Below are 15,036 nucleotides of genomic sequence, written 5' to 3'. Positions count from 1 at the left end.
TTTTTGTCGCACAAGCTCCACCTTCCTTCTCAATATAACGCTTACGAGGTTAGCTGTCGGATTCGGGCCTATGAGTAGCCCTACCTTTTTCAAGGATTCACCCCATTGGATTAAGTACTAATCCATAAGAACGGGTCCCCCGCACCATGCGGTTTCAGCGATTTAGAAAATTGAAACTGTGGATTATAATACTCCTTTATTTTCAAAATGTAAACAAAAATTTTTAAAAAGAAAAAATTTAAATGATTGCGCATAATCCGCTGGTAAATATACATAATGAATACTAAAAAATCGATAAAGGAGACTCATATGTCTAAAGAAAAGAAGCCTATTTTTTCCGATTCCTATTTAGATGCATTAGCAAATGAAATTAATCAATTATACGGTAAACGTGAACAGGAAATAAATTTGACAGATAGAACGAAAAGAAATAAATAATTTGTCATAAAAAAGAAAGCAATACACTTATATATTGCTTTCTTTTTTATTTTTCATACATCCAATTGTATTGCTGATCTGTGAAAGGTCATTTCTTCATACACTTTCAAATTTTGATATACTGCCCCTAATAATGGTGCTTCTATAGAAAATTGTTCCGCTACATCTAGTAAGTATCCTTGTAAGTGCTCGCCTTCAATGAACGAACCTTTTTCCATATCACGCTGCATCGATGACTTCATATCATACGAAATTTTATCGATTGTTTTCATATGTTCTTGGGCAATTCCATCCTTAACTGGAGCTTTCATAGATCTCATGATTTGCACACATTCTTCAAATAAGTTTTGGATAAAATCGCGTCCACCTTCACTTTCGCGAATCGGTCCTATCGGTGCACGCATTAATGTCGTCACACCCGACATTACAGTAATAAATAAATATTTATGCCACATATCTTGCATAATATTTTCACTTAAAACAAAACTAGATTTCGTACCTGCAAATGCTTTAGAAATATGCTTTATTCTCTCTGAATCTTGAGACTTCATTTCTCCAAAGACAAGTCTGTTGGCAACACTCGTTTGTACAATCTCTCCTTGATCGTTTAACGTCGTCTCGATAAAGCATAAACCGCCAATTACTTTTTCCACGCCGAATTCTTTTTGTAATAGTGATAAATGAGCAATACCATTTAACAGTGGAATGATGACAGTATTTTCACCTACAAACGGCTTCAAATCTTGAATCGCCTCGTTTAAGTGATACGCTTTTGTTGAAAATAAAATAACGTCAAATGGAGAAGTTCGATCTTCTTTCGTTATTAATTTCGGTTGGAAGGAAAAATCCCCGTTAACACTACGAATAACAAGTCCCTTTTCCTCTAATTGCTGTTTTCTTTTACTGCGGACAAGAAACGTAACATCTTCTCCTTTTTCGACTAATCGACCTCCAAAAAAGCCTCCGACGCCACCAGCTCCTAATACTAAAATACGCATACAACATCCCCCTTTTCAAAATACAATTTTATAATATTTAATATACATAACATTATACATGTCCCCTACTAAATAAGCTGAATTTTCATTCTTAATCGAGTATAAAACAGTGGTTATTTTCAAATAAATTTGGGTATGTTGTTTTTATAGCATATATGGAAAGGAAACAATGTAAATGGAGGCAATACAAACAATCGAGGAAAAAGATGTAACAACAGCTATATTTCAATTTATATTCCCTTTTTCTTTTAAAACCGGATATGAACAAAATATGTTCCCTTTCTTACAGAAAAATGATTTCCGCCCTTTTCGACTCGATCATCTTGAAAATGAAAATACATACTACGGAAAGTTTCAAGTTTCACATCAAAATATGGAAGCGTACTATCTTTCATTTACAAATAAAATTCTATTTCCTCACTCAGAGCATCAAAAAGGATTACAACGCTATTCTAAAGACCTTAACTTAACTGGACATTTAACAACAAATTTGATTTCTGTTCCATTCAAGATTCATTCTATTGATGTAACACTTTGCCCGTATGAGCTTGGCTTCTTAACAATTCGGACAGAAGTAGAAACCGCTCCAAACATGACATTATCAGAAGCAATCGAATTCGCCGCCCGCTTCCGTGTACTCGAGACTAAGAATGATACAAACGAGACTATTTGTATTGAATGTAACGGAAAACAATACTCACAAGTGGAAAAACTTATATTCGGTGATTTATTTCATGGTGTAACAGACTTCTTTGAGAAAAAGAGATTGCGGAGCTCTTACTTTCAAACCTTTCCTTTCTTTGAAGACCAAAGAATGTATGTACAAACGTTATTATCTATAAAAGAAGATATGGACCTGAATAAAGTGGATGTTTATCGTACTTCCAGCCTTTCCGGATTAACAGACGATGGTAAGCCGTATATTAGCGCAAATAATGTTCCTTATATTCAAGATTATTTAATAAAACATTCTTATCAAAGATGGGCTCCTAATCGCTACTTTGTTATGGAAGAACATATTTTTACATGTATAACAAATGAAGGTGAACAAGCAATCGCTAAACTTGCTAGTCAAATGTACGGGGAGTTTTATTACGCTTTATTATTAAACTTATTTCATAAAGTTGTTTTATTAAAGATGGCCAACGCTTATGCTGAACTAAACATTGAACAAGATACAAATGAAATAGAGCAATTAATTTATTCAATCAATTCATTTACAGCAAATTACTTTTCTTTAGAGTTAGTATCCCAATCACAGAGTGAAGATATTTTCTTCCGCTTAAGAAAACTATTTAATATTGAGGTACTATACTCGAATGCAAAACAAAATCTTGACAGTTTGTTTAAATATCAAGAAAATGTCGCCTCTAAAAAAGATAGTCTATTATTATTAATTTTAACGCTCTACTCTGTAGTAGGCCAAATGTTAGGGTTTACTATGATTGATCTTTTAAGAAACACCGATTCAAACAAAATCTCGTCGCCACTTGAATTTTTCGCGCTTTTAATAGCAATTAGCGGCATAGTCATTTCACTTATTTTAGGTGCGCAAAGTTTATACCAATGGAGTCTACAATATAAACGAAGAAAATCATGGGTAAAACAAACTGTACTTTCTGCTGTTAAAGAGAAAGATGATAAACATTAAAAAGGGTGATTTTCAAATTACAAATACGTAGAGCATTTCAGTGAATGAAATTTTTATCAGCGATTTTTAAGATATATCGACTTACCGACAAAAACTGATAAAAAACACATAGTAAAAAAAGTACTCCAAAATAAAATTTGGAGTACTTTTTTATTACAATAATTTAGCTTACTTCCCTGCTTCGATTTTCTCTAATGCAGCAGCTACTTGCTCTTCAGATAATTCGTGTTGAACGATATAACGATTACGTGGGTGTACACGACATTCATGAGAACATGCACGTAAATGTTTCGCTTCGTTTTCTTCAGAACATAAAATTTTCTTATTACATTCTGGATTTGCACAGTTTACATAGCGCTCACAAGGTTCACCTGTAAAGTGGTCTTTACCAACGATAACATGCTCTTTTTGGTTTACTGGTACAGAGATACGCTCATCGAACACGTAACATTGTCCATCCCAAAGCTCACCTTGTACTTCTGGGTCTTTTCCGTACGTTACAATACCGCCGTGAAGCTGACCTACATCTTCGTAACCTTCACGAACTAACCAACCAGAAAACTTCTCACAACGAATTCCGCCTGTACAATAAGTTAAAATCTTTTTGCCTTCAAGTACTTCTTTATTTTCGCGAATCCAATCTGGTAATTCACGGAATGATTCGATATCAGGTTTAATTGCGCCTTTGAAGTGACCTAAATCAAATTCATAATCATTTCGTGCATCAATGATAACTGTATCTTCTTGTTTCATTGCTTCATAAAAATCTTTTGGCTCTAAATACTTACCAGTAACTTCGTGTGGGTTAATGTCATCTTCTAGACGAAGTGTAACTAATTCTGGACGAGGACGCACGTGCATTTTCTTGAATGCATGCCCCTCTTCTTCATCTATTTTAAATACGATACCGTCAAAACGTGGATCGTTGTTCATCGCTTCCATGTATTTCTCTGTTTGTTCTACAGTACCAGAACAAGTTCCGTTAATACCTTCTTTTGCTACAAGAATTCTTCCTTTTAACTCAAGTGATTTACAAAATTCTAAATGTTGTTCAGCAAATTCTTCTGGATTTTCAATTGTTGTGTACATGTAATATAGTAATACTCTATATGGTTTTGTAGTTGCCAATTTATTTCTACCACCTATCTAAATTTTAAAATCATGTATAAGTTAACGTTCATATCAAAACATATATAATAAGAAAATACATACTAAATTGTACTTAGCCTATTTTCTTCTATTTACAATTTTTTCTATAAGTTAACGAAAATAAAAACAAGATTACATCACAAAACACTATGGTTATGTTGTAATCCCAATATATTATATATCATACAATTTCATTTCCATCAATTAATATGCTGTAATATAGGCTCTATGTTCACATAAATTTCAAAATTAGTCCTTTAATTCATTATGTTTCCCCATGTGATCACACCATAAACTCCCATTTTTTTATAACACGACACCATCTATTGTAGCAAGGCATATAATTTGCACTAAGGAAACATTTGTGTTCAAATAAAGTGAAACTTTAATCAGTGGAGGTTTTCTTCATCCCCCACTGATTATTAGTTGAACCAATCGGACTTTTATGGGCAGCCCGACCCCCTCCTAACTTCTTTGCTTTCGCTGAATTTTGAGGTGGGGGTCTTACTGCCCATTAAAGCGGGATAAAAATATCATCTCATACATTTAAATGTATTGAAATAAACAATAAGAATACTTACAATAATTTCATCAAGTTAACATTTCAAAGGGGAAAACTACTATGAATAAAGATATATCAAAAGATGAACAAGTCCCTTCTCAAAGTACAACTGTTCAATCAGCACACTTAGCTTTAAGTGGAGAAACGAAAGGATGGAAAAGACTGTTACCGTTTTTAGGACCCGCTTTTATCGCATCCGTAGCTTATATTGACCCTGGTAACTTTGCTACAAATATCGCAGCTGGTTCACAATATGGATATTTACTATTATGGGTTATATTCGCCTCTAACTTAATGGCAGTATTAATTCAAACTTTATCAGCTAAATTAGGAATTGCTACGGGAAATAATTTACCTGAAATCGCTCGCGAACACTTTCCAAAACCTGTGTCTATTGGCTTATGGATTCAAGGTGAACTCGTTATTATGGCTACAGATTTAGCGGAATTTATCGGGGCAGCACTCGGATTGTATTTATTATTTGGAATTCCGATGTTACCAGCTGCTTTAATTACAGCAGTCGGATCATTTATTATTCTTGAGTTTCAACGCAGAGGATTTCGCCCACTAGAAGCTATTATTACAGGGATGATTTTTATCGTAGTAATAGCATTTGGGATTCAAGTTTTTTATGCAAAACCAGAATTAAGTCCCCTTCTTTCAGGACTATTTATTCCAAAATTCCAAGGTGTAGACAGTATATTACTTGCAGCAGGGATATTAGGTGCGACAGTTATGCCACATGCAATCTATTTACATTCTGCATTGACACAACGCCGCGTGATCGGAACAACTGATGAACAAAAGAAAAAAATTTTCCGTTTCGAGTTTATTGATATCATTATCGCAATGGTTATCGCTGGAGCAATCAATGCGAGTATGTTAATTGTTGCTGCCGCACTATTCTTTAAAAATGGCTTACATGTTGAAGACCTTGATGTTGCTTTTAACCAGTTCAGTACTTTAGTCGGTCCTGTCTCAGCTGCTTTATTTGGAATTGGGCTCTTATCAGCAGGACTATCTAGCTCGTCTGTCGGTACAATGTCAGGTGATATTATTATGCAAGGTTTCATTCGAATGCATATTCCGTTATATTTACGACGTTTCATTACAATGATTCCACCATTAGTTATTATCGCTTTAGGTGTAAATCCAACTTACGCACTAGTCATGAGCCAAGTCGTCTTATCATTCGGTATTGCTTTTGCATTAGTGCCACTTATTATGTTTACAAGCAATAAAAAAATTATGGGTGCGCTCGTTAATCACCGCATAACAACCTTTATCGCTTGGATCATCGCTGCACTTGTTATCATTTTAAATATTTTCTTACTTTATCAAACATTTGTAGGGTAATGAGAAAAGGTATTCCAATAAAACTGGAATACCTTTTTTCATTACCACTTATGTATGTACCTCTTTCTGGCATTATCGTACCTTTTTCAGTTCGAAAGTAAAGTGGTAATCCTTCCGAAAGAAATATGCTCACCTTGGATGGATCCTGCCTTTGATGATGAATATGTAAATGCGGCTCACTTGAATTTCCTGAGTTACCAACTTGAGCAAGTACCTCTCCTTCATTTACATGTTGGCCTTCCCTCACTTTAATTGATCCTTTTTTTAAATGGGCAAGAATCAAAAATGTCTCTGATTCATCTAGTTGCAAATAAATATGATTCCCCGCCATTGACTCAAAATTATCCGATCCGGGAACTAAATCTTTTTCATCGTTATTGATTGATACAACTGTTCCTGAAGCTGGTGCCATTACTTTCGCTCCATATATTCCATAATCCTCTAACTTACTACTTTTCACTTCAGCAGGCGGAATAAGAATATCATATGCCCATCGTTCATTTGGTTTTATAACATGATAGTTCGTTTCTAATCGATCACCACCCCAGCCCACTAATGCTCGTTCATTCAAAGGAAAGCGAACGACTGCTTTAGGATTCATAGAATGTACATCTGCTGGGTAAGCAAGTCCCCCTATGTTAGCAAACCATCCTGAAGGCCAAGCTCCAATTATTGAGAAAAGAACGATGAAGAGTAATATTCTATCTACTCGCTTTCTGAAAATGCCTTTCCACACAAATAGTAATGCTGATCCTATCAAAATAAAGATTGATACTAAGCTAAAAGCTTGTATACTCCACCAAAAAATGACTGATATAAAACCTGTAGCTAAATAAACTACACTCCAACCTGCAATTAGAATAGCAATTAAAATTACTAATACATATTTCTTACACATGTTGTATTCCCACTCTCCTATCCTTGTACTACATCATACGAAGTGAAAATTACGACATATAAAAGAAATACTTACGACTTTCTTACAATTCTTTATAATGCGGTAAAACGATAGTGAAAACAGTTTCTTTCTCGTTACTGCACACAGTGATATCCCCTTTATGAAGCTCTGCTATACTTCTCGCAATTGCAAGTCCCATTCCTTTTCCACCCGTATGAGAGCTACGTGATTTTTCACCGCGATAAAACTTCTCAAAAACGTAAGGAAGGTTCTCATCCGGAATACATTGTCCAAAATTTTTAATTTCTATTTCAGCATTCATATCTTTTTTAGAAACTTGAATTAAAATATCCTTTCCGTCTTTCCCGTACATAATACTATTACTAATTACATTTTCGAATAGCCTCACCATAAGCGCTACATCTATTTCCACATGTAACTCCTTATCACCATTAATACAAAAGCTCATATCGGCATCATCTAGTTGTGGTACAAAATCAATCATGATTTGTTCAATGAACGATTTCATATTTACTACACTTTTATGTAATTCGATCTCTCTATAATTTATTTGACAATATTCTAATAAATCATCTACTTGATTTTTTAATTCATAACTTTTTCGCTTTAGTATACTTACATACTGTTCACATTCTTCTCTATTTGAATGAAGCTGATTTCCTAACAGGTCCGCGTAACCGATTAGAGATGTTACAGGTGTTCGTAAGTCATGAGAAATATTACTAATCATTTCATTTTTCATTTCCTGCGATTTTTTTTCATTTTCGATAGACTCTTTTAAACTTTTGGCCATTCTATTAACATTCGTTGCTAATTCACCAATCTCATCATTTTTTGAAATAGGTATATGTATTTCAAAATTACCATTACTTATTTCCTTCACACTCTTGTTAATTTCAGATAACCTTTTCATCATTGTTTTTGTCATGAATGCAAAGTATGTTGTAGTAAAAATTAAAAAAACTATAAAATATAAAAATGAATATTTTTCCTCTAACGCAGTAACATGACTATATATATTTCCAATTACAATTTGAAACGCTATTATACTTACAGTTGCTAGCAAAATACTACATATGAATGCGATAAAAAACTTAGCTCTAATGCCTTGTAATGATTTAATCTTCAATTTTATATCCGACTCCCCAAACATTTTGAATAAACTTCGGCTCTTTTGGATTCTCTTCAATTTTATTTCTTAATCTTGCAATATGAACCATTACTGTATTATTACTTTCATGGGCTCTTTCTTTCCAAACGCTCTCATATATTTCTTCAATAGTAAACACACGATTCTTTGCAGCCGCCATTAAGTACAAAATATCATATTCAGTTTTCGTAAGATTGATTGTTTCTCCGTATAACATTACTGTTCTAGACACTTCATCTATTTCTAAACCTCTAATACTTATTTTTTTTTCTATTACTTGGACAGCATTTTGATTGAAATATGTATACCTTCTTAATTGAGCTTTCACTCTCGCTATAAATTCAATTGTACTAAACGGCTTCACAATATAATCATCTGCTCCAGTACTAAATCCTATTACTTTATCTACATCCGATGATTTTGCGCTTAAAAACATAATTGGTAAACTATGTTGCTCTCTAATCCTTCTACACAATTCTATCCCATCCATGTGTGGCATCATAATATCCAATATAGCAAGTTGAATACTGTTATTATTTATTATTTTTAAAGCCTCTTCTCCGTTATGAGCACTTAAAACTTTAAAACCTTCTTGCATTAAATTCGCGTTAACAAATCGAACAATATCTTGATCATCATCTACAATTAAAATTGAGTTTTTCTCCATATACAAACCTCTTTTTGAAATATATTCCACAATTAATTTTATCATAAATTAAAACCATACTTCCCTCTTGAATAATCTTTATTTTCAGACTAAATTATATAATAACAACACATTCTAGTTTCATAAGAAATGGAGTGAAAGCATGTTTCCTATATTGAAAACCGACCGACTCATTTTAAGAGAACTTACCGAAAAAGATGCACCACGTATACTACAATGCTTTTCTAATACTAATGTACTGCGCTATTATGGCCAAAAACCGTTACAAGATGTTGATCAAGTGAAACAAATCATTCATAACTTTAAGCTCAGTTACAATGCAAGAAGCGGTATAAAATGGGGAATCGAATTAAAAGACACGAAAGAACTCATCGGTACCATTGGTTTTCACGATTGGTCTTCTGAGCATAAACGAGCCAATATAAGTTATGCCTTTTTGCCTGAACACTGGGGAAAAGGATATGCGACTGAAGCTGTTTCTGAGGTTATATCATACGGTTTCCATACGATTCATTTAAAGCGGATTGGAGCAATTGTATTTCTTGAAAATGAAGCTTCCAATAAAGTACTATTAAAATTAGGCTTTGAAAAAGAAGGCGTTCTAAAAAATTATATGTATCAAGATGATATCCCATATGATACGAATTTTTACGCTTTATTAAAATCGGTTTAATAGAATTCATGTGTAAAAAACCTTACTTTTAAAAAGTAAGGTTTTTTGTATTTATTCATTAGCAATATAAGCATTCTTATAAGTATAAATACCACCAAATTGATGCTTTTCAATTCCTTTTACATAATCCTTTTGTACATATGCTGAGCCAATATGATAAAGCGGCGCGACCGCAGCATCTTCTAATAATACCTGCTCGGCTTCTCGCAACGCTTCCCATCGGTTTTCCGTATCTAGTACAAAATCCGTTTTCGCTTTCTTTATTAATTCATCGTAATGAACATTAGAATAATTCATTTTATTATTTGGATTCCCTGTCGTAAATAACTCTAAATAACTAATTGGGTCTTTATAGTCAGGTCCCCAATTTGCCATAGTTATATCGTAATCACCTGTTTGTTCTAACTGTAATTTTTGCTTAAATGGCTGTTGTTTAATTTGTATCGCGAGTCCATGCAAATTCTTTTCTAAATCACCTTTTATATATTCTGCCATCCGTTTTGCATTATCTTGTTCAAACGTTAAAAACCCGAGGTTTACTTGCTCTACTTCAAGCTCTTTTTTCGCTTCTTCCCAAATCTTTTGCGCATTTTGCAAATCATATGAAGAAAGATCTCCGTTTTCTTTTCTAAAATCTTTACCGGTCACTTCATTTACATGACCAACTGGTACAAGCCCGCTTGCAGGTTTTGACCCGTTATTTATAAAGTGAGCAACGAAATCTTCTTTATTTAACGCGAATGAAATAGCCTGACGCACTTTCTTATTTGCTAACACATTATTTTTTTCATTAAAACGTAGCATAGCAATTCCAGGATCGCTCGACATATGTAATTCCTTATTCCCTTTATACTTGTCTACAAATTGAGAATTAATAGGCACTCGATCCAAATTACCAGCTTCGTATAAATTAACAGCAGTCATTGTATCCTTTACAATTTGAAAGTTTATCTCGTCTAATTTCACTTTCTTTTCATCCCAATATGTAGCATTCTTCTTTAATTGAAACTCTTGTTCATGTTTCCATTTCTCTAATACAAATGGGCCGTTATATATGAGATTACTAGGTTCCAATGCATAATTGTTTCCTTGTTCTTTCAAAAATGACTCATGCTGTGGCAAGTAAATCGGCAGTGCTAACAACTGTAAAAAATACGGAATTGGCTGTTCGAGTTCCACTTCTAACTTATAATCATTTATAACTTTAACCCCAAGTTCATCAAGAGGCATTGTTCCCTTATTTATCTCTTTCGCATTTTTCACATGAAAGAGCATGTACGCATATTGAGACGCTGTTTCACGGTTAATTGCACGTTTCCATGCAAACATAAAATCATTTGCTGTCACACTGTCTCCATTTGACCATTTTGCATCTTTACGCAAATCAAATGTATATTTTTTACCATCTTCACTTCTTTTAAACGATTTTGCTACCGCTGGAATAGGCTGATCTTGATCATTTAATACATATAACCCTTCAAATATGTTTTGCATAACGTGTGCTGATGTACCATCCATCGTTTTCGCAGTATCAAGAGAAGGAATTTCTTCAGATACTGTTACATTTAATACTTGTTTTTTTGCCTCTGTGTCACTTTTATTCGCTTTATTATTACAAGCTGTTAATAATAAAGATGTAACAAGTGCCATTACCATTAAATGGCTCTTTTTTCGCTTCATGAGTTGTTCTCCTTAAATATAAAATATTATAAAGCGTAATATATTATAGCAGAAATACTAACAGAAAGATGCGACATTCTTTTGAATATTTATTCGTTCAAGAAAAAAGCGATCCTTTTAAAAAAGGATCGCTTTTTCAACTACATATAATTACCTATCTTTGCAAACCTCGTTTATAACGACTCGCTTCAAATATAATACGCTCTTCATCTAACGTTTTACATTCGCCATTCCAAACGACACGTTTTCCGTTAATAATAACATCGCTTATATCTTTTCCACTAGCAGCATATACAAGGTGCGATAATACTTCGTCTGCTGGTTGTAAATGTGGCTTATTAGATGGGTCAATCGCAATAAAATCGGCACACTTTCCAACCTCAAGTGATCCTGTTTGTTTCATGCCGATTACTTCAGCAGCTCCTTTAGTCGCAAGTGTAAGGGCTGTTTCAACTGGTAGTGCTGTTGCATCTTGATGAATGCCTTTTTGTAATAATGTTGCTATACGCATTTCTTCAAACATATCTAAATTGTTGTTAGATGCCACACTATCTGTTGCAATTCCTACTTTCATTCCTGCTTCTAACATTGCTTTTACATTCGCTATACCAGATCCTAGTTTTAAATTACTATTCGGGTTATGAGCTACTCGAACATCATGTTCTGCTAAAAATGCACGTTCATTTTCATTTAATACTACACCGTGTGCAATAACTGTTGGGCGTTTAAATAACCCGCAACTTGCTGCATATTCTACTGGACGTTTTCCGTACTGTGCTTCAATATCACGTACTTCACGCTCTGTTTCTGAAAGATGAATATGAACCATCGTTTGATTTTCTACTGCAATACGTGCACACTCTTCTAACAGTTCTGTACTGCATGTATATGGACTATGCGGTGCAACCATCGTAGTTAACATTCCACTTTCATTATAGTAACGCTTCACATATTTTTCAGCTTCTTCAACGGCTTTCTTTTCATCATCTTTCGTTCCGAAGCTAAATAAAGTTCTTGAAACAGCAGCTCGCATTCCACTCTTTGATACCGTTTCCATAATTGCATCTTGATCTACTCCAATTGGATTAAACATATCAGAGAATGATGTTGTGCCACTTTTCACCATTTCAAGTAATCCTAATTCCGTACTAGCGACCGCAATTTGGGGAGTAAATTGACTTTCAAGTGGCCAAATTCTCGTCTCAAGCCATGGTTGTAATAACATATCATCGCCAATACCTCTTAAGAGACTCATTACAACGTGTGTATGTGTATTTACAAGCCCCGGTAAAACCCACTTTCCTTTCATGTCAATTACTTCATCTACTTCAAAATCATTAGCGAATTCTCCGCTATTCACATCTATAATTTGATCATTTTCTACAATGATATATCCATTTTCTATCACTTCGTTTTGTTCATTCATTGTTACGATTGTAGCGTTTACATAAGTTGTTTTCAAAAGTATTTCCCCTTTCAACTCTATGAAGTTCCCTTTAATAAGTTACCACCATTATAGTAACTTATTAAAGATTAAGAGTCAAAAGATAATTTCAATTTTCAGCTTCTCCTACTATTAATTGTTTTACACATCATGTTGCAAAAGAGGCAGTAAACGATCCTTAAAAACCGTTGATGGTGTCTCTCCTATTGGGGTACAGCCGAGATACGTGTAAAAATAGGTCATAGTGATACATTTTTTTCCAGACGTTATTTTTCAGAGACATTTGTAACATAAACGCGTTCGTTATTGTTACGTTTTGTGTTTGAAAATATGAAATATCCTAATTGTTGAACTAGCTGTAACAAAATACTGTATCAAAAATAATTCGTAACATTATTAGTAAAACAGCTTTTTGTTACACCGAAATCTGATAATGGAAATAAAATATAGCCCATAACCTTAAATTACACGCATCTCGACTGAACCCTTTTTTATTTGAATTTAACATAATATTACGATGTAAAATTTTCTTATTTGCTGTAATATTAGGAAGGGATTACTTAAAGGAGTAGACAGATGAAAAGATTAAACAATACAACTTTTGGGGTTGCCGTAGGAGCAAATTTCATATTTTGTATAGCTTTGTATATTTATTTTACTTATCATTATGAACTTATTTATATTCACCCTGGTGAACCATATTTAGATACTGGACGTGATCTCACATATATAATTTATGCCTTAATGCTCCCATTAGTTATCGCCATTATTTTTTCAACTATGGCATTGAAAAAAAATAAAGATCACGCAAAATTGTTGGTTCCTAATATACACTTTTCCGTAATATTTTTGATATTCACTACCGCCTGGTTTCTTTTTATGTGTATTTATGGTTAAGCGCTACAAGTCTTAACATTAAATGATATGGTGCCCCCTTATAGGTAGTTACTTTGAGAAGTCAGCTAATTTTTTTCGTTTTGGCTTTTATTTTTCGTAAGTTGATGGGCATGTGGGCGGTACCCTTTATTGTAAAAAGACAACAAAGTTATTAAATTTTTAAACCTAAAACAAGCATAACCCCGTTCAAAATTTAGGACGGGGTTAAAATATAGTTTTTTAATTTTCGATATAAGATACTTAACTTTACTCAAAAATATAACAATAAAGTCGTTTGAAAATCTAAGGTTTATTCAAAAATAGCGCCCAATTGTTAAAGAAGATTCATTCTATCCCCTTAAGTCCCCAATATTTTTTAGGGAAAATAATTATTTCGTCTACATAATTAAATAAGCGATTGGACTTTGGGATAATTCAACCTAAAGTTCTATTTTATATTTTTTTGCTGCATAATCACCATAAAAGTAAGTGTTCTCTAACTCACCGTATTTAGGAGAAGCAATTATAGTGTATTTACCATTTTCATCAACTTCAAACAAAGCTACATTATTATATTCCGATCCCCCATTTGAATCATCTACTAACATATCTATGTTGTATATCCCTTTTGTTAATACTCCACTTTTTTGAAAGTCCTCAATTAGATCTTGGGCCTTTGGAATAGTTTTAGACATGTCAAATTTAAATAGAAAATTTACTACACCTAAATACCTGACATTATAATTTTCACGTCGGGGGTCACTTGGTATTAATGTAGGTAAAAGTTTAGTAGTATCTATCTTTTGGGTCTTTTTAAAATCATCAAGTAGTTCTTAAGAATAAATTATATTAAACTCAAGGTTGTCGTAAGGAAATATATAAACAGGACCATTCTCTACCGAAATAAATTTATTAGGATATTTCACTAATCCATATTTTTTTATGATTTGTTCAATTACTTGAACTACTTCTGGATGTTGCTCAATATATGCACCCTTGAATTGTTCAAGATAGATATCGTCACTGTCATCATTTAAAATTTTCCAAGTACCTCTTTCAATCATTAGAAACGGATAAGCACGATATGGCTTTTTCACTTCTACATAAGTTTGATGGTCAACCCCTTGAAACCAATAATTATCTGTCTCAACAACAGAAAACCCACCTTGTATTCCATAGTTTGTTTTTAAATATTCTTGTATTGGTTGATTCAGATCATCTTTAGAGAAACTAGAGAAACATCCACTAAGAATTAGGATTGGTGTACTTACTAAGATAACTTGAATCAATCTTTTAGTACTCTTCATTTTTTTACCCTACATTTCTAAAATTTTAATAATATTATAACATTCCCATTCAACTAAACTGCCAGGTTGGCTAAAGTCCACTTCTTTACATTCTTAACGAAACAATTAATAAAATCACTTCATAATCTGACCCAATTACTGAATAAAATGACCGGTATTTTTAAAA

12 protein-coding genes, 1 pseudogene and 1 riboswitch are annotated in these 15,036 nt (G+C 33.3%); of the genes and pseudogenes, 5 read left to right on the top strand and 8 right to left on the bottom strand.

The genetic code is table 11. The features are described from left to right. Nucleotides 1-23 precede the first annotated feature (23 nt). A riboswitch (cyclic di-AMP (ydaO/yuaA leader) is annotated at nt 24-170 on the bottom strand. Nucleotides 171-309: 139 nt separating this feature from the next. Further along, a complete protein-coding gene (locus ACLBWW_RS15265; RefSeq protein WP_000031869.1) occupies nt 310-438 on the top strand; it encodes a hypothetical protein in 129 nt (42 codons plus the stop codon). A 53-nt stretch (nt 439-491) separates the two neighbouring features. On the opposite strand, the gene panE is transcribed toward ACLBWW_RS15265, so the two are convergent. Next, entirely contained in the window at nt 492-1,436 is a 945-nt protein-coding gene (gene panE / locus ACLBWW_RS15260; protein ID WP_048543260.1) for a 2-dehydropantoate 2-reductase, read from the bottom strand. A gap of 175 nt (nt 1,437-1,611) precedes the next feature. Here panE and ACLBWW_RS15255 point away from each other — a divergent pair, with 175 nt between their 5' ends. Beyond that, a complete protein-coding gene (locus ACLBWW_RS15255) occupies nt 1,612-3,087 on the top strand; it encodes a hypothetical protein (protein ID WP_048543261.1) in 1,476 nt (491 codons plus the stop codon). 168 nt (nt 3,088-3,255) lie between these two features. Here ACLBWW_RS15255 and trhO read toward each other — a convergent pair whose 3' ends face one another. After that, a complete protein-coding gene (trhO, locus tag ACLBWW_RS15250; RefSeq protein ID WP_048543262.1) occupies nt 3,256-4,215 on the bottom strand; it encodes an oxygen-dependent tRNA uridine(34) hydroxylase TrhO in 960 nt (319 codons plus the stop codon). Between the two features lie 643 nt (nt 4,216-4,858). Between trhO and ACLBWW_RS15245 the strand changes: the two genes are divergently transcribed. Then, entirely contained in the window at nt 4,859-6,154 is a 1,296-nt protein-coding gene (locus ACLBWW_RS15245; protein WP_048543263.1) for an Nramp family divalent metal transporter, read from the top strand. Here the strand turns inward: ACLBWW_RS15245 and ACLBWW_RS15240 are convergent. The 3 genes from ACLBWW_RS15240 to ACLBWW_RS15230 all read right to left on the bottom strand — a co-directional run bounded on the left by ACLBWW_RS15240 (nt 6,111) and on the right by ACLBWW_RS15230 (nt 8,890). Then, nucleotides 6,111-7,052, bottom strand: coding sequence for a peptidoglycan DD-metalloendopeptidase family protein (locus ACLBWW_RS15240; RefSeq protein WP_447614114.1), 942 nt, complete (start codon nt 7,050-7,052; stop codon nt 6,111-6,113). The two genes, ACLBWW_RS15245 and ACLBWW_RS15240, sit on opposite strands and share 44 nt — an antisense overlap. Before the next feature lie 82 nt (nt 7,053-7,134). After that, nucleotides 7,135-8,202, bottom strand: a complete 1,068-nt coding sequence (locus tag ACLBWW_RS15235) for a HAMP domain-containing sensor histidine kinase (protein WP_048543265.1) — start codon at nt 8,200-8,202, stop codon at nt 7,135-7,137. Next, nucleotides 8,192-8,890 (bottom strand): response regulator transcription factor, encoded by a 699-nt coding sequence (locus tag ACLBWW_RS15230; RefSeq protein ID WP_048543266.1) that lies wholly within the window; start codon nt 8,888-8,890, stop codon nt 8,192-8,194. Before ACLBWW_RS15230 ends, ACLBWW_RS15235 begins: the two co-directional genes overlap by 11 nt. A 142-nt stretch (nt 8,891-9,032) precedes the next feature. Between ACLBWW_RS15230 and ACLBWW_RS15225 the strand changes: the two genes are divergently transcribed. After that, nucleotides 9,033-9,563, top strand: coding sequence for a GNAT family N-acetyltransferase (locus ACLBWW_RS15225; protein WP_048543267.1), 531 nt, complete (start codon nt 9,033-9,035; stop codon nt 9,561-9,563). Between the two features lie 51 nt (nt 9,564-9,614). Here ACLBWW_RS15225 and ACLBWW_RS15220 read toward each other — a convergent pair whose 3' ends face one another. Both ACLBWW_RS15220 and ACLBWW_RS15215 read right to left on the bottom strand, forming a co-directional pair. Further along, entirely contained in the window at nt 9,615-11,243 is a 1,629-nt protein-coding gene (locus tag ACLBWW_RS15220) for a peptide ABC transporter substrate-binding protein (protein WP_048543268.1), read from the bottom strand. 154 nt (nt 11,244-11,397) lie between these two features. Beyond that, nucleotides 11,398-12,723 (bottom strand): bifunctional S-methyl-5'-thioadenosine deaminase/S-adenosylhomocysteine deaminase, encoded by a 1,326-nt coding sequence (locus ACLBWW_RS15215; protein ID WP_116442954.1) that lies wholly within the window; start codon nt 12,721-12,723, stop codon nt 11,398-11,400. A gap of 540 nt (nt 12,724-13,263) precedes the next feature. Between ACLBWW_RS15215 and ACLBWW_RS15210 the strand changes: the two genes are divergently transcribed. Then, nucleotides 13,264-13,584, top strand: coding sequence for a hypothetical protein (locus ACLBWW_RS15210; protein ID WP_447614113.1), 321 nt, complete (start codon nt 13,264-13,266; stop codon nt 13,582-13,584). Between the two features lie 419 nt (nt 13,585-14,003). Here the strand turns inward: ACLBWW_RS15210 and ACLBWW_RS15205 are convergent. Continuing rightward, a pseudogene (locus ACLBWW_RS15205) lies at nt 14,004-14,870 on the bottom strand (hypothetical protein). Between the last annotated feature and the right edge of the window lie 166 nt (nt 14,871-15,036).

This window comes from Bacillus sp. M5A3_1b (assembly GCF_053345335.1).
Note: the sequence above shows the minus strand (reverse complement) of the source record. Positions and strands in the feature narration are given on the sequence as shown.